Origin of the sequence: Rhodophyticola porphyridii, assembly GCF_003688285.1 — a bacterium.
Lineage (GTDB): Bacteria > Pseudomonadota > Alphaproteobacteria > Rhodobacterales > Rhodobacteraceae > Rhodophyticola > Rhodophyticola porphyridii.
The window spans coordinates 19,487-43,847 of record NZ_RCNT01000006.1; the positions used below are offsets into that span (position 1 = coordinate 19,487).

At 63.9% G+C, this 24,361-nt stretch carries 22 protein-coding genes; 17 read left to right on the forward strand and 5 right to left on the reverse strand.

From position 1 onward, the window contains the following. Window positions 1-103 precede the first annotated feature (103 nt). From D9R08_RS12215 to D9R08_RS12225, 3 genes are all read right to left on the reverse strand, one after another. A complete protein-coding gene (locus D9R08_RS12215; protein ID WP_121898352.1) occupies window positions 104-574 on the reverse strand; it encodes a CoxG family protein in 471 nt (156 codons plus the stop codon). Between the two features lie 59 nt (window positions 575-633). After that, a complete protein-coding gene (locus tag D9R08_RS12220; RefSeq protein WP_121898353.1) occupies window positions 634-2,031 on the reverse strand; it encodes a helix-turn-helix domain-containing protein in 1,398 nt (465 codons plus the stop codon). A 106-nt stretch (window positions 2,032-2,137) separates the two neighbouring features. Next, window positions 2,138-3,355: a multidrug effflux MFS transporter gene (locus D9R08_RS12225; protein WP_121898354.1), complete on the reverse strand. Its 1,218-nt coding sequence runs from the start codon at window positions 3,353-3,355 to the stop codon at window positions 2,138-2,140. A 224-nt stretch (window positions 3,356-3,579) separates the two neighbouring features. On the opposite strand from D9R08_RS12225, the gene D9R08_RS12230 reads away from it, so the two are divergent. From D9R08_RS12230 to D9R08_RS12270, 10 genes are all read left to right on the forward strand, one after another. Beyond that, on the forward strand, window positions 3,580-5,112 hold the full coding sequence (locus D9R08_RS12230; RefSeq protein WP_121898355.1) for an acyl-CoA carboxylase subunit beta: 1,533 nt from the start codon (window positions 3,580-3,582) through the stop codon (window positions 5,110-5,112). A 209-nt stretch (window positions 5,113-5,321) separates the two neighbouring features. Further along, window positions 5,322-5,585, forward strand: a complete 264-nt coding sequence (locus D9R08_RS12235) for a DUF7218 family protein (protein ID WP_121898356.1) — start codon at window positions 5,322-5,324, stop codon at window positions 5,583-5,585. A gap of 34 nt (window positions 5,586-5,619) precedes the next feature. After that, window positions 5,620-6,012 (forward strand): cupin domain-containing protein, encoded by a 393-nt coding sequence (locus tag D9R08_RS12240; protein WP_121898357.1) that lies wholly within the window; start codon window positions 5,620-5,622, stop codon window positions 6,010-6,012. A gap of 20 nt (window positions 6,013-6,032) precedes the next feature. Beyond that, entirely contained in the window at window positions 6,033-6,413 is a 381-nt protein-coding gene (locus D9R08_RS12245) for a DUF6497 family protein (protein ID WP_158598993.1), read from the forward strand. 202 nt (window positions 6,414-6,615) lie between these two features. Beyond that, on the forward strand, window positions 6,616-6,756 hold the full coding sequence (locus D9R08_RS19250) for a hypothetical protein (RefSeq protein ID WP_199709347.1): 141 nt from the start codon (window positions 6,616-6,618) through the stop codon (window positions 6,754-6,756). A gap of 135 nt (window positions 6,757-6,891) precedes the next feature. Then, window positions 6,892-7,242, forward strand: a complete 351-nt coding sequence (locus D9R08_RS12250) for a hypothetical protein (RefSeq protein WP_147450672.1) — start codon at window positions 6,892-6,894, stop codon at window positions 7,240-7,242. A 33-nt stretch (window positions 7,243-7,275) separates the two neighbouring features. Further along, window positions 7,276-7,650, forward strand: coding sequence for a hypothetical protein (locus tag D9R08_RS12255; protein ID WP_121898360.1), 375 nt, complete (start codon window positions 7,276-7,278; stop codon window positions 7,648-7,650). A gap of 265 nt (window positions 7,651-7,915) precedes the next feature. Next, complete coding sequence (locus D9R08_RS12260; RefSeq protein WP_121898361.1) at window positions 7,916-8,122, forward strand: hypothetical protein; 207 nt, start codon at window positions 7,916-7,918, stop codon at window positions 8,120-8,122. A 120-nt stretch (window positions 8,123-8,242) separates the two neighbouring features. Then, a complete protein-coding gene (locus D9R08_RS12265) occupies window positions 8,243-10,288 on the forward strand; it encodes an acetyl-CoA carboxylase biotin carboxylase subunit (protein ID WP_121898362.1) in 2,046 nt (681 codons plus the stop codon). A 120-nt stretch (window positions 10,289-10,408) separates the two neighbouring features. After that, the gene (locus tag D9R08_RS12270; RefSeq protein WP_121898363.1) at window positions 10,409-11,647 is read left to right on the forward strand and encodes a Y-family DNA polymerase; all 1,239 of its coding nucleotides are present in this window, start codon (window positions 10,409-10,411) and stop codon (window positions 11,645-11,647) included. Between the two features lies 1 nt (window position 11,648). Here D9R08_RS12270 and D9R08_RS12275 read toward each other — a convergent pair whose 3' ends face one another. Next, the gene (locus D9R08_RS12275) at window positions 11,649-12,041 is read right to left on the reverse strand and encodes a DUF4174 domain-containing protein (protein WP_233557439.1); all 393 of its coding nucleotides are present in this window, start codon (window positions 12,039-12,041) and stop codon (window positions 11,649-11,651) included. A 244-nt stretch (window positions 12,042-12,285) separates the two neighbouring features. Between D9R08_RS12275 and D9R08_RS12280 the strand changes: the two genes are divergently transcribed. The 7 genes from D9R08_RS12280 (at window position 12,286) to proS (ending at window position 22,469) form a co-directional block, all read left to right on the forward strand. After that, window positions 12,286-13,212, forward strand: coding sequence for a hypothetical protein (locus D9R08_RS12280; RefSeq protein WP_121898365.1), 927 nt, complete (start codon window positions 12,286-12,288; stop codon window positions 13,210-13,212). Then, window positions 13,184-15,316 carry a methylmalonyl-CoA mutase gene (gene scpA, locus D9R08_RS12285; protein ID WP_121898366.1) on the forward strand — a complete coding sequence of 711 codons (2,133 nt, stop codon included), beginning with the start codon at window positions 13,184-13,186 and terminating at the stop codon, window positions 15,314-15,316. The genes D9R08_RS12280 and scpA overlap by 29 nt, the downstream gene beginning before the upstream one ends. A gap of 90 nt (window positions 15,317-15,406) precedes the next feature. Further along, window positions 15,407-16,474 (forward strand): AI-2E family transporter, encoded by a 1,068-nt coding sequence (locus tag D9R08_RS12290; RefSeq protein WP_121898367.1) that lies wholly within the window; start codon window positions 15,407-15,409, stop codon window positions 16,472-16,474. Window positions 16,475-16,477: 3 nt separating this feature from the next. Then, entirely contained in the window at window positions 16,478-17,155 is a 678-nt protein-coding gene (locus D9R08_RS12295; RefSeq protein WP_121898368.1) for a P-loop NTPase family protein, read from the forward strand. Window positions 17,156-17,196: 41 nt separating this feature from the next. Beyond that, on the forward strand, window positions 17,197-19,371 hold the full coding sequence (locus tag D9R08_RS12300) for an RNA degradosome polyphosphate kinase (protein ID WP_121898369.1): 2,175 nt from the start codon (window positions 17,197-17,199) through the stop codon (window positions 19,369-19,371). A 33-nt stretch (window positions 19,372-19,404) separates the two neighbouring features. Then, a complete protein-coding gene (locus D9R08_RS12305) occupies window positions 19,405-20,982 on the forward strand; it encodes a Ppx/GppA family phosphatase (protein WP_121898581.1) in 1,578 nt (525 codons plus the stop codon). Window positions 20,983-21,071: 89 nt separating this feature from the next. Continuing rightward, complete coding sequence (gene proS, locus D9R08_RS12310; protein ID WP_121898370.1) at window positions 21,072-22,469, forward strand: proline--tRNA ligase; 1,398 nt, start codon at window positions 21,072-21,074, stop codon at window positions 22,467-22,469. A 121-nt stretch (window positions 22,470-22,590) separates the two neighbouring features. Here proS and D9R08_RS12315 read toward each other — a convergent pair whose 3' ends face one another. Continuing rightward, the gene (locus D9R08_RS12315; protein WP_233557441.1) at window positions 22,591-24,225 is read right to left on the reverse strand and encodes an ABC transporter substrate-binding protein; all 1,635 of its coding nucleotides are present in this window, start codon (window positions 24,223-24,225) and stop codon (window positions 22,591-22,593) included. Between the last annotated feature and the right edge of the window lie 136 nt (window positions 24,226-24,361).

A 24,361-nucleotide genomic window follows, 5' to 3' on the forward strand; every position in this document is an offset into this window, starting at 1 on the left:
GGTTCCGGTGCGTTATGTCCGGCGGGGTCGGGCGCGGCCGCTTTGCCGTCGCCAAACCCGCATGGGCGCAAGGGGCGGGTGGCCCGGCCCGCACGGGCCTTTTTCAGTCCGCGGCCGCGGACTTTGCCCCGTCGCCTTCCACATGGTCCTGAAACCGTTCAAAAAACTGATCCGCCATGCGCCGCGCGAAACTGTCGATCAGGCGCGAGCCGAGCTGTGCGATCTTGCCGCCGACCTTGGCATCCACATCATAATGCAGATCCGTCCCGCCATCGGCCGCATCGCTCAGCACCACCTTTGCGGCGCCCTTGGCAAATCCCGCGACACCGCCCTTGCCCTCGCCTGAAATCGTGTAGCTGGTGCCGGGCACCACATCGCTCAGCACCACATCGCCCTTGAAGGTGGCCTTCACCGGGCCGACCTTCTGCTTGACCACGGCGGAAAACCCCTCCTCGGGCGTCCCGGTCAGCTCTTCACAGCCGGGGATGCACTCTTTCAGCGTCTGCGCGTCGTTCAGCGCGGCCCAGACGGTGGCCCGGTCTGCGGCGATGGTGCGGGTGGCATGCAGTTCCAACGGACCTCTCCTTGTGTTGGTGAGACCTGTTCAGAAGTACGGTGCGTGCCGGGCTCCGGTCAACGTTCGATCTCGTAGGGCAGGATATCTCGGTGGTTCGGGTCGATCCGCAGTTTGCGTTCCAGCGGCGGCACAGAGCGCTGGTGGCAGCCCGTTCGCTCGCAGATCCGGCAGGAGATGCCGATCGGCTGGAAGCTTTCCGCGCTTTCCAGATCCAGCCCGTCCGCATAGACCAGCGCGCCTGCATGTTTCACCTCGCAGCCGAGCGAGATCGCGTAGCGGCGCATCGGCGCGTTCCATCCGCCCCCGGATTTGGAGACGTCCCGGGCCAGAATCACATAGCGTGCCCCATCGGGCGTTTCGGCCAGTTGCCGAAGGAACTGCCCCGGCGTTTCGAAAGCGCGATGCACGTTCCACAGCGGGCAGGCGCCGCCGAAGCGCGCGAATTGCAGCCGGGTGGCCGAATGCCGCTTGGTGATCGTGCCGGCCTGATCGACGCGGGTGAAGAAGAACGGCACCCCCTTGGCGCCCGGGCGTTGCAGGGTCGAGAGCCGATGCGCCACCTGTTCGATCGACGCGCCGAACTGGATCGAAAGGCGTTCCAGATCGTGGCGGGTTTCGGCCGCCGCCTCGGCAAAGCGGGTATAGGGCATCAGCACCGCGCCCGCGAAGTAGTTGGCCATGCCGATCTGCGCGATGGACCGCGCGGTGTCGGACTGGAACCGGGCCAGATCCAGCGTCGCGCCCAGCAATTGCGCCTGATCCAGCAGCGCGAATTGGTGCAGCAGCTGAAACCGCTGCGTCTCGGGCGCGGCGCGGGGCGACAGGGTCAGCGTCCGGCTGCCCGGATCGTAATGGCGCAGGCCCGTGCCGGCCTCGTGGCGGATCGTGATGCCGCGCGCGCGCAGCCTGTCCTCGGTGTGATGGGCCAGATCGGCCCCGGCCTGCGCGGCGAACCGTTCGGCGGCACGATCCACCGCGTCGATGTAATTGTCGCAGTAATGGAAGAAATCCCGCACCTCCTCCCAGGGGGAGGGGGCGGTATCGGCCCCGTCGCGGCCCAGCGCCTCGTCCAGCGAGGCCAGCCGCTCATGGGTCTGGCGATAGCTGCGATGCAGGTCCAGGAAGGCGCGCGCGAGCGCCGGCGCGTTCGACGCTGCCAGCCGCAGATCGGCGAGCGGCGGGGCGGTGTCGGTGAAGACCGGATCGGCCAGCGCCTCCCGCATGTCCGAGACCAGACGCTCCGCATCGCCCGTGCTCAGTTCGGTGACGTCGAAGCCGAATTCCTGCGCAAGCCCCAGAACCACGGTGGTGGAGACCGGGCGGTTGTTGTTTTCCATCTGGTTCAGATAGGGCAGGGAGACACCCAGCTTGGCGGCGAAGTCCTTCTGGGTCAGTCCAAGCCGGGTGCGCAACTCGCGCAGCTTTGCACCGGCGTAAAGCTTTCGAACCGCCATCGGAGCCCCCCGCTTTGCAGAATCTGGAGATCGGTTTGCAAACTCTGGGGGAGACCAGACCTCGCAGACCCGGCCTTGGCAAGGGGATTCTGGGCGCGTGCGGGCGTCAGATGCCGCTGATCTGCCGCTCCCGCCGGATCGTATAGGCGATCGAGGCGACGGCGAGAATCGCGGTGACCAGCATGATCCAGATCAGCGGAAATGCTCCGTTGCCCATGGTCAGAAGCGTGCCGGCCAGCGCCGACAGCGCTGCGCCGCCGCCGATCATGAAGGCCCCGCCAAGGCCCGAGGCGGTGCCTGCCAGATGCGGCCGCACCGACAGCATGCCGGAGGTGGCATTGGGGATGACCATGCCGTTGCCCAGACCGACGAAGGTCATGAACCCGAAGAAGATGACGGCGGTCTTGAGCCCGGCCAGAAACAGCAGCAGCAGCACCGTTATCCCCACGGCGGAAATCAGGCAGCCCCAGAGGATCATCGTGTTGATGCCCACGCGCACCGAATACCGGCCCGAGACGAAATTGCCGAAGAAATACCCGACCGCTGGCGCGCCGAAGAAGAAGCCGACCATCGCCGGGCTCAGCCCGAACACCTCGGAGCCCACATAGGGCGCTCCGCCCACATAGGCGAAAAACGCGCCCGACGCGAAGGCGGCCGCCAGGCAATAGCCCCAGAAGCGGCGCGCCGTCAGCAATTCGGGATATTCGGCGAACTGGGCACGGATACTGCCCGCCCCGGCGCCTGCCGTTTCCCCCAGATCGCGCCAGATCAGCGCCCAGACCAGCGCGCCGAGGCCCGCGAGAACCCAGAAATTCGACTGCCAGCCGAAGGATTCCTCCAGCCTGCCGCCAAAGACCGGGCCCACCATCGGCACCACCGCCATGCCCATGGTCACATAGCCGATCATCGAGGCCGCCTGATCCTGCGGAACCATGTCGCGCACCACCGCGCGGCCCAGAACCATGCCGACCACCACGGTGGCCTGGATCATACGGAAGAACAGGAAGATCTCGATCGTGGTCGCGAAGATGCAGCCGATCGTGGCCAGCACGAAAATGCCGATCCCCCATAGCAGCACCGGCCTGCGCCCGTACCGGTCCGAGATCGGGCCGATGAAAAGCTGCAGCACCGCGTTCATGCCCAGATAGCCCGACACCGACAACTGGATCAGCCGGTAATCCGTGTCGAAATAGGTCGTCATGTTGGGAAGCGACGGCAGAAACAGATTCATCGACAGCGCGCCGAGGCCGGTCAGCACGATAAGGGTAAAGATATGCGGGGGGGTCGAACGGTCGAGAAACCGGACCACGGGGCGGGATGTCATTGCCCCCGTCTACGCCCGCGGGCCGGGGTTGTCCATGAGCGCCGGTGCACAAGCGCCTGTGCGCCACCTGCCATGCACCGGGAAAGGCGGCGAATTTGCTGATTTGCAATATTACAGATCGCGTAGCGCAGTAATTTGCAAATATTCCAATTCGCCCTGTATTTGCGCGTTCTCCCTCTGTAGTCTCCGCCGAAACGCGCCATGCGGATACCGGAGGGACCCACGTGAAAGACATCCTGCAAGAGCTTGAACACCGTCGGGAGGAAGCCCGCCTTGGCGGCGGCCAGACCCGCATCGACAGCCAGCACGCCAAGGGCAAGCTGACCGCGCGCGAACGGGTCGAACTTTTGCTCGATGAAGACAGCTTCGAGGAATACGACATGTTCGTCACCCATCGCTGCACGGATTTCGGGATGGAGAAATCCAAACCCCGCGGGGATGGCGTGGTTACCGGCTGGGGCACGGTGAACGGCCGCATGGTCTATGTCTTCTCTCAGGATTTCACGGTTCTGGGCGGCTCCGTGTCGGAAACCCATGCCGCGAAGATCTGCAAGATCATGGATATGGCGATGCAGAACGGCGCCCCGGTGATCGGCATCAACGACTCGGGCGGTGCCCGTATCCAGGAGGGCGTCAGCTCGCTGGCGGCCTATGGCGAGGTGTTCCAGCGCAATATCCGCGCCTCAGGTGTCGTGCCGCAGATCTCCATGATCATGGGGCCCTGCGCCGGCGGGGCCGTCTATTCGCCCGCGATGACCGATTTCATCTTCATGGTGAAGGACAGCTCCTACATGTTCGTCACCGGCCCCGATGTGGTGAAGACCGTCACCAATGAACATGTGACCGCCGAGGAACTGGGCGGGGCTACCACCCATACGCGCAAATCCTCCGTCGCCGATGGCGCGTTCGAGGATGATGTGGAGGCGATGGCCGAACTGCGCCGTCTGATCGACTTCCTGCCGCTCTCCAACCGCGAAAAACCCCCGGTACGCGCCTTCCACGACGATCCGGACCGGATCGAGGAAAGTCTAGACACGTTGATCCCTGACAATCCGAACATGCCCTATGACATGAAGGAACTGATCCTCAAGGTGGCCGATGAGGGAGATTTCTTCGAGATCCAGGAGGAGTTCGCGAAAAACATCATCACCGGGTTCATCCGGCTGGAGGGACAGACCGTGGGTGTGGTCGCCAACCAGCCGCTGAACCTTGCCGGGGTTCTGGATATCGACAGTGCGCGCAAGGCCGCCCGCTTCGTCCGCTTCTGCGACGCGTTCAGCATTCCGCTGCTCACCTTCGTCGATGTCCCGGGCTTCCTGCCGGGAACCGGGCAGGAGTATAACGGCGTCATCAAGCATGGCGCCAAACTGCTCTTCGCCTATGGCGAGGCGACTGTGCCGAAGGTCACGGTGATCACCCGCAAGGCCTATGGCGGGGCCTATGTGGTGATGGCGTCGAAGCATCTTCAGGGCGACATAAACTATGCCTGGCCCACCTCGGAAATCGCGGTGATGGGGGCCAAGGGCGCGGTGGAGATCCTGCACCGGACCGATCTGGGCGACCCGGAAAAGATCGCCGCCCATACCGCCGAATACGAAGACCGGTTCGCCAACCCCTTCGTGGCCGCCGAACGCGGCTTCATCGACGAGGTGATCCAGCCCCGCAGCACCCGCAAGCGGGTCTGCCGCGCCTTCGCCGCGCTGCGCACCAAGCAGGTGGAGATGCCGTGGAAGAAGCACGATAATATTCCGTTGTGAGGCCATGATGCGCCGTCCCGCCCTGTCAAAGCCCCCGGAAAAACCACGATCGGCGCAGCTGGGCCGTCTCCGCGCCTGTGCGGCGCGCTCTGCTGTGATTGCGCGGTTCGCGGGGCGCGGAGCCGCGCGGGTCGGGTTCGGGGGCGCACCTGACCGTTGCGCAGGAACCAGGCCCCGGATGCCGGTGTTGTCTCCGAAAGGAGAGTTTCATGAGCAAGGATCACGGCAAGTCCATCAAGGACGACGACACATACGAAGCCCTGCGCGACAAGGGCATGTCCAAGGAGAAGGCCGCGCGGATCGCCAATGCGCAGGCCAACGACGACATGGCCCCCTCGAAAAAGGGCGGCAAGGCTCCGCCCTACGAAGAGTGGACCAAGGAGGAGCTTTACGACCGTGCGCAGGAGATCGGCATCGACGGGCGCTCGGACATGAGCAAGGACGGGTTGATCGAGGCGCTGCGCAACCACTGACCCAGCCGCCGCACCGGGCAAGCGGGGCGGCGCGATGAATGCGGCGTTCACCACTTCGCACGCCGATACATCCCCCTTTGCAGGCGAGGGCCTCCGCGCTTTCTTCGACTATGGCGGGCTTGGCATCGCGGAGGCGACGGATGGCAGATGCGGCGCGCAGGTGGTCCGCGCCGTCCCCGGACGGAAAAGTCCCGGCGACTGGCCCTCCCACAGGCTCGAATTCCGGATGGTCTACGTGACCGGCGGCCGGATCCTGTTCGAGTATGAGGGGGAGGGTGAGCATCTGTCGCGCGCGGACTCCTGCGTTCTCGGGCCGCCCGGTATCCGCAACCGGGAACTCCCTCATTCGGGTGACATGGAGCTGATCCAGATCACCGCCCCCGCCGCGTTCGAAGCCGATCCCGAGGAGGTGCCGGAAGGGTCATGACCGGGCGAATTGATATACCATTGTTATACCTCTCAGCGCCGATCCTGGCCGTTACGGCGGCCTCTGCGGCGGCGCAGGAGGCGGTCGCGCCCTCCGGTATGGCCATGGAACTGCACGAGACGCTTTACGAGGAACAGCCCTTTTCCGGGGAGCTCTGGGCGGTGCTCCGCGTCCTCGCCCCCGGCATCGCCGACAGCTCCGCCGACCCTCAGGAAGACCTTGACTGGCTGTGCGCCGAATGGGGCGTGGCCGCCGCCCGGAACGCGCCAGAGCCGCCTGCGCAGGTTGTGGTGCAGGTCATGGACCGCATCGTGCCGCGCGGAGAGCCCGCGCCCGATGCCACGCAGTTTTTCGCCGGGTACGTGATCGAGAACGACACCTGCATATGGGAGGGTTTCTGATGACTCTACAACATGTTGCGGGTCAGCGTTCATGTGGACAAGTTTATGATGCATGTCCGCCACAGACCCGCGGGGCGCACCGAAACCGGTATGGTGCGGCAGCTATTCAGGGTATTGTCGGAGATGGTCGCCTTCGCGTGACCGAACCAATGGGTGTGCCCGGGGCCAACCCGGATACGCCCGCACATAACAGGAGAGCGAGATGTCCAAGAGCATCAAGGCCCTTCTTGCCCTGGGTCTTCTGGCAAGCGTCGCCGCTTGTGCGCAGGCCCCGCAGGAAGAAATCATCATTGTCGAGCCGGCACCGATTGTCGAGGAACCGGTGTACAGCAAGTACAACTGACCGTGTCCCGCCCGGACGGGCCAACCCGCCCGTCCGGCACATTACGGTAACGAAAACCTCCGCGTTTATTGAACCTATTCCCCGATTCGGTCGAACAGAGTATTGTGTGACCATTCATTTTAAGGGGAGAACCTCATGGTTAATGTGCGATTTATGGCTTTGGCCGGCACGGCGGCTATCGTTTTGGCGGCCTGTGCGCAACCGCCTCAGCCGCAGGCGGCGCGGGCCGTTCCGCTTTACGCAAAATCCGGCGCAGCGCTTTGTGTCCCGAGTGAGCCTTTGCCCGGCACGAACTATCCGCCCGATCTCGTTCTTTGCGAAGAGATCTGTGCCGAAGATCCCGTCGCGGGGGCCAATGTGGCAATCTGCCCGCCGCTTGTGGATCGCGGCCGTCAGCGCGGCGTCGACGATGAAGATGACGACAGCAGCACCCAGACGGGCACAAGACCTACGGGCCAAGGGACGCCTACGGCCGGTATCCCCTAGGGCTGCCGCACATCTGACAGGGGGGAGGGCGCGATGATCAAGCATCGCGGCTTCCCCGGTCGCCTTCCGGGCACGGATTACCAGTTCACCATTCGGCGGCAAAACAAGGCCGGCGCGACGCCGCTGGTGCGGCGGGAGCGCTATGCTGACCGACGGCCTGCGGATCGGCGGGCGGATGCGGCCTTCGTCGAGGCTCTCTGGCTGTATTTCGGGTCGGAGCCTTTCGAACGCGGCAATCTGGATGCGGGCCGGCTCAGCTGGCTTTTCGGTCGCGAGGTGCTTGCCGCAGAAGACCCGTTCGATCCCGAAAGCTATGACGCGCTGCTGAGGCTGGACGAGGGCCGCGCGCGCGCCGCTTTTCCCGAAGCCTTCGACGGTACGGGGATCTGGGAGGGCGGATCGGCATGAAGCTGCCTATACCCGTTCTGGCTGCGCGAAATCCGGCTCAAAGCAAAACCGCCCCGAACTTGTCCTTTTGGACAGGTGGAGCCTGTGCCACGGTTGAATTGTCGGCCCCTGTCCCCAGCTGTTTCCGGGCCGATCGTGACAAGACGTGTTACCCTTCCCCTTCAAAGCGGTCGGCCAGTTATTTGTGCCGACCGCCTTTTTTTAGGTCGCGTAATGGGATAGGGTCCGGTTACAGAGGCATCATATCGACAGGAGAAGACGCAAAATGCGCGGAATCCATAAACTCACTCTCGCACTCGTTGCCACATTGGGCCTGTCGGCCTGTGTGTCATCGGATCTGGAACGTGCCGCCGTCGGCGCGGCTGTCGGCGGTGTCGGCGCCGCAGCGCTTGGCGGCAGTGTCGCGACCGGCATCGTGGTCGGCGGCGCGGTCGGCGCGATCTGTGACGAGGTTACAAACATCTGCCGATAGGGCGCGGCACACAGGCACCGAGTTCAACGATCTGACAGAAGGCCGCCGGGGCAGGACCCCGGGCGGCCTTTTCTGTGCTGCAAACGGGCGAAACAGCCTGAAAAGAAGGGACAACACCTGATGTTCAAGAAACTGCTGATCGCAAACCGCGGCGAGATCGCCTGCCGCGTGATCAAAACGGCCAGAAAGATGGGGATCACCACGGTCGCGGTCTATTCCGACGCGGACCGGAACGCGCTGCATGTGAAGATGGCCGACGAAGCCGTGCATATCGGCCCCGCGCCCGCCGCCGAAAGCTACATCGTCATCGACAAGGTGATGCAGGCGATCCGCGACACCGGCGCCGAGGCCGTCCATCCCGGCTACGGGTTTCTGAGCGAGAACAGGAAGTTCGCCGAGGCGCTGGAGGCCGAGGGTGTGGCCTTCGTCGGCCCGCCTGCCACCGCGATCGAACAGATGGGTGACAAGATCACCTCCAAGAAGATCGCGGCGGATGCGGGTGTTTCGACCGTACCCGGCCATATGGGGCTGATCGCCGATGCCGAGGAGGCGGTGAAAATCTCTGGCGAGATCGGCTATCCGGTGATGCTGAAAGCCAGTGCGGGCGGTGGCGGCAAGGGCATGCGCATCGCATGGGACGAAAGCGAGGTGCGCGAGGGCTTTCAGGCGTCGAAGAACGAGGCGGCGTCGAGTTTCGGTGACGACCGGATGTTCATCGAGAAATTCGTGACCCAACCCCGGCATATCGAGATCCAGGTTTTGGCCGATGCCCATGGAAATGCCGTCTATCTGGGCGAGCGGGAATGTTCGATCCAGCGGCGGAACCAGAAGGTGATCGAGGAGGCGCCAAGCCCGTTTCTGGACGAGGCGACCCGCAAGGCGATGGGGGAGCAGGCCGTAGCACTGGCGCAGGCCGTGGGATACACCAGCGCGGGCACGGTGGAATTCATCGTCGATGGCGAGCGAAACTTCTATTTTCTGGAGATGAACACCCGGCTTCAGGTGGAGCATCCGGTGACCGAGCTGATCACCGGGGTCGATCTGGTGGAACAGATGATCCGGGTGGCCGCCGGAGAGCCGCTGCCTTTCGGCCAGAAAGACGTGACCCTGACCGGCTGGGCGATGGAAAGCCGCCTCTATGCCGAAGACCCCTATCGCGGGTTCCTGCCGTCGATCGGGCGGCTGGTCCGTTATCGTCCGCCGGAAGAGATCGCCGCCGGGCCGCTTCTGGCCAATGACAGATGGCAGGGAGAGGCGCCCGAGGGCGAAACGGCGGTGCGCAATGACACCGGCGTTTTCGAGGGGGGCGAGATCTCCATGTATTATGACCCGATGATTGCCAAGCTGTGCACCTGGGCGCCGGACCGGGCGGGCGCGATCGAGGGGATGCGCAACGCGCTGGACGGGTTCGAACTTGAAGGGATCGGCCACAACCTGCCGTTTCTGGCCGCCGTGATGGACCATCCGCGCTTCACCTCGGGCGATATCACCACGGCCTTCATCGAGGAGGAGTATCCCGACGGGTTCGAGGGCGTGACGCCCGAAGGCAACGACCTGCAGCATCTGGCCGCCGTGGCCGCCCATATGAAGATGCTGAAAGAGGACCGCGCCGCCCGGATAAGCGGCACCATGCCCAACCATTCCCGCCGTGTGGCGAGCGACTGGGTGGTCTTCGTCGGCAGCCAGTCCTTTCCGGTTCACATCGACGAGACCGATTTCGGCACCGAGGTCACGTTTGAGGACGGGAGCCATCTCAAGGTCAATTCCGACTGGCATCTTGGCGACAGGCTGTTCAAGGGCACTGTCGGTGACCGCCCGATGATCGTGAAGACGGAGTTCATCCGCGGGGGTGCGCGGCTGCGATATCGCGGCGCCGATCTGAAAGTGGTGGTCCGCACGCCGCGTCAGGCCGAACTTGCGGCGCTGATGCCGGAGAAACTGCCGCCCGATACCTCGCGGCTTCTGCTCTGTCCGATGCCGGGCCTGATCGTGAAGGTCGATGTGTCCGAGGGCGATGAGATCCAGGAGGGGCAGGCGCTGTGCACCGTCGAGGCGATGAAGATGGAGAACATTCTGCGCGCCGAGAAGAAAGGTGTCGTAGCCAAGATCAACGCCGGTCCGGGCGACAGCCTGTCGGTGGACGATGTGATCATGGAGTTTGAATGACGGCCTTGGGGCCGAATAGCCGCGTGCCTGGGGCAGACGCCGGGGCACGCAGCTTTCGATTGCAAATGTTCCCGTTATGTTCTAATTCTGACGACCCGGAAACTGCGCCCGAGTCACCACATGCCTCAGCGTGTATCGACCCTGTTCTTCGACATGGACTCCTATTTCGCCGCGGTCTGCCAGGCGGAGGAGCCTGCGCTGATAGGCCGGCCCGTGGGCGTGGTGACGACCGATGCGCCGGGGGCGGCGATGATCGCGGCCAGCCGCGAGGCGAAAGCCTGCGGCGTGAAGTTCGGCACAAAGGTGGCCGAGGCGCGGCGCCTTTGCCCGGGGATCGTGTTTCGCCCGGCGCAGCACGATGTCTGCGTGGAGTATCATCACCGGATCCGCGACGCGGTGGAGACGGTGCTGCCGATCCATACCGCCCATTCGGTGGACGAGTTTTCCTGTTTGCTGGATCGCTCGCAGCAGGATCTCGCGGAGGCGCTGAAGACCGGCGCGGCGGTGAAACGGGCCGTTGCCGAACAGGTGCATCCGTCGCTGACGGTCTCGGTCGGGGTCGCCCCGAACAAGCTTCTGGCGAAGGTCGCGGCCGAGATGGCCAAGCCGGACGGGCTGGACTGGATCACGGCGGAGACCCTGCCGGAGAAGATCCTGCGCCTGCCCTTACGCGAATTTCCCGGCATTTCCCGGGGCATTCTGGCGCGGCTGGAGCGGGCGGGCATTCGCGATACGCAAAGCCTCTATGCGCTGACACCGAAAGCGGCCCGGCATCTTTGGGGAAATGTGGAAGGCGCGCGGTTTCTCACCCAGTTGCAGGGCGGCACGGTGGTCTACCCGCCGACGCGACGCAGTTCGCTCGGCCATGGCCAGCGTCTGGTGATGCAGAACCGGACGCCGCAGGCGGCCCGGCTGGTGGCGCGGCGGCTGCTGATCAAGACCGCCTCGCGGCTCAGGCGGGAGGGGTTGCTGGCCCGGTCGCTTCACGTCAGTGCCAGCTGCGACCGCCACGGGCGGCAATCGGTCGGCGATACGATCATGGCGACACAGGACACGTTCACGCTACTCAAGACGTTCGAGCGATACTGGCGAGGGTTGACGCTTGCGGACCCGCGCAGCGTATCGGTGATGGTCGGCGGGCTGATCCCGATGGCGTCGCATATCGCCGATCTGTTCGAAACGCGGGAGGCGGGCCAGCAAAGCACGCGCGAAAGGCTGTGTTCGATGATCGACGGGCTGAATGCGCGCTTCGGTCAGGATACCGTGCGTTTCGGCGAGCTTCCCCCGCACAAGGTGCCCTTCACCGGCGCGAAAATCGCCTTCCAGAGGGTGCCGGAAAGGTCGGAATTTCACGAATAGATCACTGCGTCTCTTCAATGCGGATCGGCATGTTGTCGATGGCGCGGATGATCTCGCGCACGTCGCGGGGCGACGGGCGGCGAAGATTGACGGCGCCGTCCTTGTCCATCAGCACCAGCGCAAAGCCACGCGGGCGCAATTGGCGGCGGATTTCGGACTGCGCGTCGGGATCGGTATCGAAGATGATCACCACATCGCGTTCCAGCAATGGCCCCGGACGTTCGGCCAGAAGCGCCAGCTGTTCGCGGAACCGGGGATCGGCCTCGGTATCGGCAAACACGACGATCGGCCGGGAGATCCAGAGAAAATCGTTCAAATCCAAGTCAATGGCGGACCGCGGTTCAAGCGGGTCGACGGCTTCGGGGGTTTCCCCGGTTACGTCGCTCTGGGCCATGGCCACATCCTGCGAAAGGGCTGGAAACCCGGGAAACACTGCGAAACCAAGGGCTAAGGTAAGGGCTAGAGTACTGCGCATCGATCCTCCGTCACTGGCAGATATAGGGGGTCGGCGGGTGAAAGCGAAGGCTTTCGTAACGTATTCTGCATCGGATCGTGGCAAACCTGCGATTTACCGTGTCTTTAGCTCTTCGACGGCATGGTGGCCGCTCCAACGCATTGATTTGCAAAGGGGCAAACATATGGACGTCGTCCTTCACATCGGTGTGCACCGCACCGGCACCACCACTGTCCAGCGGGTCATGGGCGCAAGCCGGGAGACGCTGGTCGCCGGGCGCATCGCCTATTGGGGGCCGAAGCGTCTTCGGGGGGGCCTGTTTCAGGGTCTGTCCGATGATCCGTCGCAGATGTTGCCTTGGCAGGCGCGGCGCCGGAAGCGGATGGCCGGGCGGATCAATCTGGCGATGGAAACGCACCGGCAGGAGGGGATGCGCACACTTCTGGTGAGCGAGGAAAACATCGCCGGCATGCTTCGGCCCAATCTGACCCGGCGAAGCCTTTACCCCGATGCGGATACCCGCCTCGCCCGCCTTGCGGAGGCGTTCGGCAAGAGATGCATCCGGGTGGCGATCGGCATTCGCTGCTACGACCGGTACTGGTCCTCGGCACTGGCTTTCGCGCTCGCCCGTGGCGGCCCGCCGCCTACATCTCAGATGTGCAGCGCGCTTGTCGCGCAGCCGCGCCGGTGGCGCGACCTTGTTCATGCCGCCGCACAGGCGTTTCCGCAGGCCGAAATCGTCGTCTGGACGCATGAGGCCCTCGCCGCGCGGCCGGAGCAGCAGGTCGCGGCCTTGCTGGGCGGGCCGGCGCCGCGTCTGAAAGCGATCCGCGACTGGCACAATGCATCGCCCACCCCAGCTGCGCTGCGCGAGGTCATGATGGATCGCGGCGAAGACCCGGGCGTGATTTCGGAAATGTCGGGAAAGTTCATGCCGTTCACGGCGCTTCAAAGGTCCGCGCTGCGCGCTCACTACGCCGAAGATCTGGGCTGGCTGCGCGGCGGCGCGGACGGGCTCGCCCGCTATATCGACGACCCCGCGACAGATTGGGGCGCGACAGGACAAGGAAGAGGACATCTGAATGACGGAGAATATCGACGCCTGGCGTGACCTGGCCGCCAAGGAGCTGCGCGGCCGCGACGTGGAGGACCTGACCTGGGAGACGCTGGAAGGCATCCGGGTCAAGCCGCTTTACACCTCGGCCGACGCCAGGGATCTGCCCCATATGGGCAGCGTTCCGGGCGAGGCGCCGTTCACCCGCGGGGTGAAGGCCACGATGTATGCGGGCCGGCCCTGGACGATCCGGCAATATGCGGGATTTTCCACGGCGGAAGAATCCAACGCGTTCTATCGCAAGGCCCTCGCGGCGGGGCAGCAGGGCGTTTCCGTCGCCTTCGATCTGGCCACCCATCGCGGATATGACAGCGATCACCCGCGCGTCGTGGGCGATGTGGGCAAGGCCGGGGTCGCGATCGACAGCGTCGAGGACATGAAGATCCTCTTCGACGGCATCCCGCTCGACAAGGTGTCCGTCTCGATGACGATGAATGGCGCGGTGATCCCGGTTCTGGCGAATTTCATCGTGGCCGGCGAAGAACAGGGCCATGACCGCGCGGTTCTGTCGGGCACCATTCAGAATGACATTCTGAAAGAGTTCATGGTGCGCAACACCTATATCTACCCGCCCGAACCAAGCATGCGGATCATCGCCGATATCATCGAATACACCTCGAACGAGATGCCGAAATTCAACTCGATCTCGATCTCGGGCTATCACATGCAGGAGGCGGGCGCGAACCTCGTGCAGGAGCTTGCCTATACGCTGGCCGACGGGCGCGAATATGTGCGCGCGGCGATTGCGCGCGGCATGGATGTGGACAGGTTCGCCGGGCGGCTCAGCTTCTTCTTCGCCATCGGCATGAATTTCTTCATGGAGGCCGCCAAGCTGCGCGCCGCGCGGTTCCTTTGGCACCGCATCATGACCGAGTTCGGCGCGAAATCCGACCGCTCCAAGATGCTGCGGACCCATTGCCAGACTTCCGGGGTCTCCCTGCAGGAACAGGATCCGTACAACAATGTGGTGCGCACCGCCTACGAGGCGATGAGCGCCGTTCTGGGCGGAACGCAAAGCCTGCACACCAATGCGCTGGACGAGGCCATCGCCCTGCCGACCGAGTTCGCGGCCCGTATCGCACGGAACACCCAGTTGATCCTGCAGGAGGAAACCGGCGTCACGAATGTTGTCGATCCGCTTGCGGGCTCCTACTATGTGGAAGCGCTGACCGCCGAACTGATCGATCAGGCCTGGGTGCTCATCGAAGAGGTCGAGGAGATGGGGGGCATGACCAAGGCCGTGGCCTCCGGCATGCCGAAACTGAGGATCGAGGAAAGCGCGGCCCGGCGTCAGGCGCTGATCGACCGGGGCGACGAGGTGATTGTCGGTGTCAATAAGTACCGGTTGGACAAGGAAGACCCGATCGACATTCTCGATATCGACAACGACGCGGTGCGCGCGGGACAGATCGCGCGGCTTGAGCGTATCCGCGAGACGCGCGATGCAGGCGCCTGCGAGGGCGCGCTTCTGGCACTTGAGCAGGGGGCGGCCTCCGGGCAGGGCAATCTTCTGGAACTGGCGGTGGAGGCCGCGCGCGCGCGCGCCACAGTGGGAGAAATCAGCATGGCGATGGAAAAACCCTTTGGCCGCCATCGCGCCGAGGTCAGAACGCTGGCGGGCGTCTACGGTGCTGCCTATGAGGGTGACGAGGGCTTCGCGGCTATTCAGGCCGATGTGGAGAGCTTCGCCGAGCAGGAAGGTCGCCGCCCGCGCATGCTGGTGGTCAAGATGGGCCAGGACGGCCATGACCGGGGCGCCAAGGTGATCGCAACCGCCTTCGCCGATATCGGCTTCGATGTGGATGTCGGCCCGCTGTTCCAGACCCCGGAAGAGGCCGCGCAGGACGCCATCGACAATGATGTGCATGTTGTCGGCATCTCGTCGCAGGCCGCGGGCCACAAGACGCTGGCCCCGAAACTGATCGAGGCGCTGAGGGCTAATGATGCGGGCGATATCATCGTGATCTGCGGCGGCGTCATCCCCCATCAGGATTACGAGTTCCTGCAAGATGCCGGTGTGAAGGCGATTTTCGGGCCCGGCACGAACATCCCCGAGGCGGCCCGGGATATTCTGAAACTGATCGGGCAGGCGCGGGGCTGACACGCAATCCTGAAAGCGCGGGTGGGCCTTTGCCCTTGCCCTGACCCGGTGCCTGTCGCATCTAGGTAGGACAAGGGAAAGGTGCGTGCCATGGCATTGCCGGTGAAACAGCAGATGATCTATTGGGGCATCGCGTTGGCGATGTTCTTCGTCATCCTGTGGGCGCTTGGAGATGTTATCCTGCCATTTCTGGTCGGAGGTGCTATTGCCTATTTCCTCGATCCCGTGGCCGACTGGCTGGAGCGGAAGGGGTTCACGCGGATCTGGGCGACGGTTCTGATTTCGCTGGTCGCGATCCTCGTGGTCGTGGTGGCCGCCCTCATCGTGATCCCGCTTCTGGTCAGCCAGTTGACCGGGCTGATCGCGGCGGCGCCGGAACTGTTCGAACGGCTGCGCGACTTCCTGACCACGCGGTTTCCGCAGTTGATGGATGAAAACTCACCGCTCCGCGACTCTCTGGCGGCGATCAGCGAGACGCTTCAGTCCCGCGGCGGGGAACTGGTGAACGGATTGCTCAGTTCAGCCATGTCGGTGCTGAACTTCATCGTCTTCATCGTCGTCGTACCCGTGGTCTCGTTCTATCTGCTGTGGGATTGGGACCGGATGGTGGCGCGCGTCGACGACCTGTTGCCCCGCGATCACCGCCCGGTAATCCGTCGTCTGGCCAAGGAGATCGACCGGACATTGGCCAGCTTCGTGCGGGGGCAGGGGACCGTATGCCTTATCCTCGGCACATTCTACGCGGTGTCGCTCATGCTCGTCGGACTGCAATTCGGCGTTGTGGTGGGATTCGTCGCCGGGCTGATCTCCTTCATCCCGTATGTGGGGGCGCTCTTCGGCGGGGCCCTGGCGCTCGGTCTGGCGCTGTTCCAGTTCTGGGGCGAATGGTGGTGGATTCTGGCTGTCGCCGCGATCTTTCAGGTCGGTCAGCTTGTCGAAGGCAACATCCTGACACCGAACCTTGTCGGCGGCTCGGTCGGGCTGCATCCGGTCTGGCTTATCTTCGCGCTGTCCGCCTTTGGCTCCGTATTCGGCTTTGTGGGGCTTCTGGTGGCGGTTCCGGTGGCCGCAGCGATCGGGGTGTTGATCCGTTTCGGGGTGGAACAGTACAAGCAGAGCCTGCTCTACCGTGGTCTGGATAATCCCGGAGACGAGTGACCCATGGCCGAGCAGCTGGTTTTCGACCTCCCGCCTCGCGCGGCGATGGGTCGGGAGGATTTCTTTGTTTCCCCGGGCAATGCCGCGGCGGTGGCGGGCATCGATGGCTGGCAGGGCTGGCCCTTCGGCAAGATGTTGCTGGTCGGGCCGGAGGGTGCGGGCAAGACCCATCTTGTCCATGTCTGGGCCGATATCGTCGGCGCGCGGGTGATCAAGGCCCGCGATCTGACCGATGCCGCCGGGGAGACGCTGGCCCGGGCCCCAGGGGTCGCGGTGGAGGATGTGGACGAGATTGCCGGACGAGGCGATGTGGAAACCGCGCTTTTCCACCTCCACAATGCCCTGGCGCAGCGCGGTGCGCCGCTTTTGCTGACCGCACGCGCCGCGCCCGAGAGATGGGGGCTGGACCTGCCCGATCTGGACAGCCGGATGCGTCAGGCCGGGGTTCTGCGCCTTGCCCCGCCCGATGACGCGCTGCTCGCGGCGGTGATGATGAAGCTGGCGCTGGACCGGGAGATGCCGCTGAAACCGCGTATTCTGAGCTATGCCCTGACGCGGATCGAACGCTCTTTCGCGGCGGCGCAGGCCTTCATCACGGCGCTGGATGCCATGGCTTTGGCGGCAAAACGCCCGCCCACGCGAAAGATGGCCAAGGCTATCCTTGCGGAAGACAAGGATTAAATGTCACGCTCATGTCACATACCGGACCTAACGCCGAGCCCATGACAAACGCAGATTTTCTGACCGCTCCTATCCCTGCCCCCGTTTCGCTTCCCGAGGCGCAAACCAAGGGGCCGCAACGTTTTTTCAATCGTGAGCTGAGCTGGCTGGCGTTCAACTGGCGGGTGCTGGAAGAGGCCGGCAATACGCGCGTCCCGCTGTTGGAGCGTGTGCGGTTCGTGTCGATTTCGGCCGGCAACCTGGATGAATTCTACACGGTGCGCGTGGCTGGCCTGAGGGAACTGGCGCTGGAAGGCAACGCGATGCCATCCGATGACGGCCGCAGCCCGACCGAGCAACTGGCGCTGATCAACGAGGATGCCCGCGCGCTGATGCAGAGCCAGCAGAAAGCCTGGGTCGCTCTGCGCAAGGAGCTCGAAGGGGAGGGGATCAGGGTCATCACCCGCTCCGCGCTGTCCGCGGCGGACCGGAAACATCTCGAAACGGTGTTCCTGACCCAGGTCTTTCCGGTGTTGTCGCCGTTGGCCATCGACCCGGCCCACCCGTTTCCGTTCATCCCGAACGAGGGCTTCTCGCTAGCCTTGCAGATGAAACGCGAACGCGACGGGCGCTCCTTGCAGGCGCTGCTGCCGATCCCCGGTCAGATCGACCGTTTTGTCCGGCTGCCCGCGCCCCCGGGCGAGGCCCGGTTCCTTCCGATGGAGGAGTTGCTGCTGCTGCATGTGGGCGCGCTTTTCCCCGGCTACAAACTGACGGGCTCGTGTAACTTCCGGGTCCTGCGGGACAGCGATCTGGAGGTGGAGGAAGAAGCCGAAGACCTTGTGCGCGAGTTCGAAACCGCGCTGAAACGGCGCCGCCGGGGAGAGGTCGTTCGCCTGCAGATCTCTCACGGGGCGCCCGCCGATCTGCATGACGAGATCACCGAAAACCTGCATGTGCGCGGGGACGAGGTGGTGGAGGTGAAGGGCATGATCGGCCTGATCGGTCTGAAAGAGCTGGTCATCGACGACCGGCCCGATCTTCTGTGGCCCAGCTTCATGCCCCGGGTGCCCGAACGGGTGCAGGATCACGAGGGCGACATGTTCGCAGCGATCCGGCAGAAGGACATGCTGCTGCACCATCCCTACGAGACGTTCGACATGGTGATCCGGTTTCTGGCGCAGGCCGCGCGGGATCCCAATGTGGTCGCGATCAAGCAGACGCTCTATCGAACGTCGAACGAAAGCCCGATCGTGGATGCGCTCTGCGAGGCAGCGGAAAACGGCAAATCGGTCACCGCACTGGTGGAATTGAAGGCGCGGTTCGACGAGGCGGCGAATATCCGCCAATCCCGCAAGCTGGAGCGGGCGGGTGCGCATGTGGTCTATGGCTTCATCAACTACAAGACCCATGCCAAGATCTCGACCGTGGTCCGGCGCGAAGGCGACAGGCTGGTCACCTACACCCATTACGGGACCGGCAACTATCACCCGATCACGGCGCGGATCTACACCGATCTCAGCCTTTTCACCTGCGACGATGCCCTTGGCCGCGACGCCACGAAGGTCTTCAACTATATCGGTGGATATGCAGAGCCCGAGGGTCTGGAGAACCTTGCCATCTCGCCGATCAGCCTGAAATCCACCATCCTGGAAAACCTCCGCGCCGAGGCGGAGCATGCGAAGGCGGGCCGATCCGCGATGGTCTGGGCCAAGATGAACAGCCTGATCGATGCCGATGTGATCGACGCGCTCTACGACGCGAGCCAGGCCGGCGTGAAGATCGATCTGGTGATCCGCGGGATCTGCGGATTACGCCCCGGGGTGAAGGGCTTGAGCGAGAATATCCGCGTGAAATCGATTGTCGGGCGGTTTCTGGAGCATTCGCGTATCGTATGTTTCGGCAACGGTTTTGGCCTGCCCTCGAAAAAGGCGAAAGTCTATATCAGTTCGGCGGACTGGATGGGCCGCAATCTCAATCGGCGGGTCGAAACGCTGGTGGAATGCAAGAACGCCACCGTGAAGGCGCAGATCGTCAGCCAGATCATGGCGGCGAACCTTGCCGACGTGGCGCAAAGCTGGGTGCTGTGTGCCGATGGCAGCTTCCAGCGGCCCGATCTCTCGTCGATCGAGAATCCGTTTTCCTGCCACCGGTTTTTCATGGAAAACCCCTCGCTGTCCGGTCGGGGCTCCGCCGGAGCCAAGGATGTGCCTGAACTGACGCATTCCAACGATTGACGCATGGCGCACGGCCATGCCATGCCTGTGGATATGACGGGGGATGCAACGCCAGTGCTGGATCGCGACACAGCCGAGCCACATCCTGATTGGGGGCCGTTCGGCGCGCCATTGTTCGATGGCCCACAAGCACGTGCACTCAGCCGGGTCGGAGTAATCGATATCGGGTCGAACTCGGTTCGTCTGGTGGTGTTCGACGGGGCCGCGCGCTCCCCTGCCTATTTCTTCAACGAAAAGATCCTCTGCGGGCTTGGCGCCGGATTTGCCGAGACCGGCCGGCTTAACCCCGATGGCCGTGCCCGCGCGCTGATCGCGTTGAAGCGATTTGCGGCATTGGCCTTGGGAATGGATGTCTCGCCCCTTTTGACAGTTGCGACCGCAGCGGTGCGCGATGCCGAGGATGGCGGCGAGTTCCGCGCCCAGGTAGAGGCAGAAACCGGGCTGCACATGATCGTCGTCGATGGCGAGGAGGAAGCGCGGCTTTCGGCGCAGGGTGTGCTGCTCGGCTGGCCGGGGGCGCAGGGGCTGATCTGCGATATCGGTGGCTCGTCGATGGAACTGGCCAAGCTTGAAGGCGAAGGCAGGGTCGGGCGGTGCGAAACCTCCGATCTGGGCCCGCTGAAACTGATGGGCATCAAGGGCGGCAAGAAGGCCGTACGCGCCCATATCAAGGACCGAATCGGGCAGTTGGCCTCCGATTTCGGAGACCGGCCCGAGCGGTTGTTTCTGGTCGGCGGATCGTGGCGGGCAATTGCGCGGATCGACATGGAACGGCGCGGCTATCCGCTGAAGGTGCTGCATGAATACCGGATGACGCCGCGCGCGATCATGGAAACGATCAAGTATATCGAGCAGACCGATACCGACACCCTGCGCGCCCAGACCGGAACCAGTGAGGCGCGAATGCGGCTTGTGCCGCTGGCCTCCGAGGTGTTGCGCGTTCTGGTGCGCAGCTTCAAGCCGCGCGAGGTGGCGATCTCCAGCTACGGGATCCGTGAAGGACTGCTATACGAACAGATGAATGACGAGCTTCGCCGGCGCGACCCGCTGATCGAGGCCGCGCGTCACGCCGAGGCGCAGAACGCGCGCCTGCCGGGCTTCGGACGCGCGCTCTACAAGTTCGTCGAACCGCTTTTCGCCAGCGCCCGACCCGAGCGCAAGCGGCTGGTCCGGGCGGCCTGCCTGCTGCATGACGTCAGTTGGAGAGCACATCCCGACTATCGCGCCGAGGTTTGCTTCGACAACGCGACGCGGGCCAATCTGGGCGGGATGACCCATGCGGAACGGGTGTTTCTTGGTCTGGCGCTGCTGCACCGGTACAAATCCAGCCGTTCGGGGACGAATTTCAACACCGAGCTTTTGAACCTGCTACCCGAGACGGATGTGATCCAGGCGGAAATCCTTGGCCGGGCGATGCGGTTCGGGGCCATGTTCGCGCTGGACAGGCCCACCGATCACGGGCGTCTGAAGCTGTTTCCGAAGAAGAAGCTTCTGAGGCTTCATCTGCTGACCGCTTCGGGCTGCGACCTGTTCGGAGAAGTGGCCGAGGCGCGGTTTCAGGCGCTGGCGGGCGCGATCGGGGTCGAGGGCGTCGTCATCCGGGATGTCTGAGCTTCGCAGCATTGTGCCGCCGTCGTCTCTTGCCCGCCGAAAGCCAATCGCGTAGGCCGTGTTGGACGTGATCTGATGTGAGAGAGCCAATGCGCCTGAGCCGTTATTTCCTGCCCGTACTGAAGGAAACCCCCGCCGAGGCGCAGATCGTCAGCCATCGGCTGATGTTGCGCGCGGGCATGATCAAGCAGGCCAGCGCGGGCATCTATTCCTGGCTGCCGCTCGGCTTTCGCGTGCTGCGCAATATCGAGCGGATCGTGCATGAGGAACAGCAGCGCGCGGGCCATATTCCGATGCTGATGCCGACGCTGCAACCGGCGGATCTGTGGCGCGAGAGCGGGCGCTACGAGGCTTATGGCGAAGAGTTGCTCCGCGTGCGGGACCGCCATGACCGGGACATGCTTTACGGCCCCACGAACGAGGAGATGATCACCGACATCTTCCGCTCCCATGTGAGCAGCTACAAGGATCTGCCGCTGACGCTGTACCACATCCAGTGGAAGTTCCGCGACGAGATCCGCCCGCGTTTCGGCGTCATGCGCGGACGCGAATTCCTGATGAAGGACGGCTATAATTTCGATGTCTCCAAGGAGGCCGCGCTGCACGCCTATAACCGGCATCTGGTCAGTTATCTCAGGACCTATGAGCGGATGGGCTTGCAGGCGATCCCGATGCGGGCCGATGGCGGCCCGATCGGCGGCGATTATACGCATGAATTCCTCGTGCTGGCCGAAACGGGCGAGTCGGAAGTGTTCTACGATGCCGAGATCACCGATCTGCGCTTCGGGGAGCGGGAGGTCGATTACGACGATGTGGCAGAATGCCAGGCTGTGCTGGAGGAGTTCACCAGCCGATACGCGCGTACCGACGAGACCCATGACGCGGCGCTGTTCAACCAGATCCCCGAAGCCCGCCGACGGGTGGCGCGCGGGATCGAGGTGGGGCAGATCTTCTATTTCGGCACCAAGTATTCCGACGCGATGGGCGCGACCGTGCAGACCGCCGATGGCGGAAAGGTTCCCGTTCACATGGGCAGTCACGGGATCGGTGTCAGCCGCCTGATGGGTGCGATCATTGAGGCGAGCCATGATGACAAGGGCATCATCTGGCCCGAAGCCGTGACGCCGTTCCACTGCGGGATCGTCAACCTGCGGCAGGGCGATGCGGGCACGGATGCCGCCTGTGCGGAGCTTTACACGGCGCTGAAGGCCAAGGGTCTGGATCCGCTTTATGATGACCGTGAAGAACGCGCGGGCGCGAAATTCGCGACGATGGACCTGATCGGACTGCCCTGGCGGATCACCGTAGGGCCGCGGGGGCTGGACAAGGGTGTCGTCGAACTGACCTGCCGCAAAACCGGCGAGAGCGAAGAGATGACCGCCGAGACGGCGGTGTCAAGGGTGGCCAGGATCTACGCGCCGCATCACGCCCATGTGGCCCATCACGTGGAGCCGATGGCGCAGCGGAGTTTTCACACCTGGTTGTGACCCGGTAGTGGCCCTTGCCGGGTTTTCCGCGCGGGGCCATCTGCCGGGATGCCGGGCCTGCTGGCAAAAAACGGGCGGCGCAGATCTTTGCGCCGCCCGCCGATTGAGAAGCTGCGATGTCTCAGGCCGCAAGGCCCAGATAATGCAGATGTATCTCGTAGATCGGGTGGGTGTCGCCGCCCACCACCTCCTCGCGGTGGTGGCGATAGACCGAGCGCCAGTAAGGCTGGATGATCACGCCTTCATCGCGCAGGATCTGCTGGATACGGGCCATCACCTGGCTGCGGGCATCCGCATCGGCAATGGCCGAGGCTTCGGCCAGAAGCTGGTCGAACTCTGCGTTGTCGAACCCGGTTTCGTTCCATGGCTCGCCTGACTTGTAGGCCAGCGTCAGGTTCTGGACACCCAGGGGCCGGTGGCCCCAGTCGGTGGAACTGAACGGATACTCGGCCCAATCGTTCCAGAACGTGTTGCCGGGATAGATCGTCCGGTTGACGGTAAAGCCCGCATCCCGAAGCTGAGCGGCCAGCGCGTCGGTGGTGGGCCGCCGCCAGCTGTCGTCAATGGAGATCAGCTCATGCTCGAAATCCAGTTGCCCGGCTTCCTCCATCAGACGGCGGGCTTCCTCGGGGTTGTATTCCGGCGGGCCGATATCGGCATATTCCGGATGGATCGGGCAGACATGGTGATTTTCGGCGACCGTGCCGCGGCCGTCATACCCAAGCGCCAGCAGCACGTTGTTGTCGCAAGCCAGCGCCAGGGCACGCCGCACGCGCACATCGTCATAGGGCGCGTTGGTCTGGTTTGTCCGCAAAACCAGCGAGTTGGCCGAGAGCGCCTCGGATCTGGTCCAGCCGATGGTATCGAACACATCGACGAAATTGCCCACGGTCTCGTAGAGCATGTCGATCTCGCCGGCCTCGGCGGCGGCCAGATGGGCGGATTGGTCGGTGCCAAGGTCGATGAACTCGATCCTGTCAAGCGCGGCGCCGTTTTCCGCGTCCCACCATGTGTGATCAGGGTTCTTTTCCAGAACGGCCCCGACGCCGACCTCGTAGGAGACCGGCAGATAGGGGCCGGTGCCGACCGGGTTGTCGAGCGGATTGCCGGAAAACCCGTTCTGCACGATGGCCGACGGGTAGTCGGACATGGTCGGGATGATCGTGATGTCGGGGAAGGCGAGGTTCAGGATCACGGTATGTTCATCTGCGATCTCGATCACGCCATCGGCGATCCGGCCGGTGTCCTCGTTTATCAAGGCGCCCATGCGCGACGACATCGAGTTGCCTTCCATATCCCGGTTACACCAGCGGCTGATGTTGTAGGCCACGTCTTCGGCGGTGAACGGCGTGCCGTCATTCCAGGTGACGCCCCGGCGCAGGTTCAGCGTGTAGCGGGTTGCGTCTTCGTTCACGTCCCAGCTTTCCAGAAGTCGCCCCGAGAAGACGCCGTCACGGCTGTATTCCACGAGATATTCAAGCCAGCCGCGGCCGATATTCGCGATCTGCGGCCAGTCGAAGGTGGGTGGATCCTTCATGGCGCGCACGTCCTGCTGGATGCGGATCGTGCCGCCTTGGCGGACATGCGCGTCGGCGCGGGCCGGTCGCGCCGATCCGATCAGAGCATAGGCGGCGGGGATGGCGACCCCGAGCGCGGTGGCACGGGTCAGGAACTCGCGCCGGTCCATCGTTCCCTCGGCGACTTCCCGGGCGTAGGCCACGGCGGCAGGATGCACGGTCTGTGCGGTTTTTATCATGTCTCTGGATCTCCCGTTGAACTTCTTCGAGCGCGCCCTTGCCCGGATGTAACCCGAGCAGGTCTGGGATTGCGGGCGCAGGCATTGGATGGCCCGGCGGACCGGCACCGTTTCATGTCGAAAAACGACACAACCG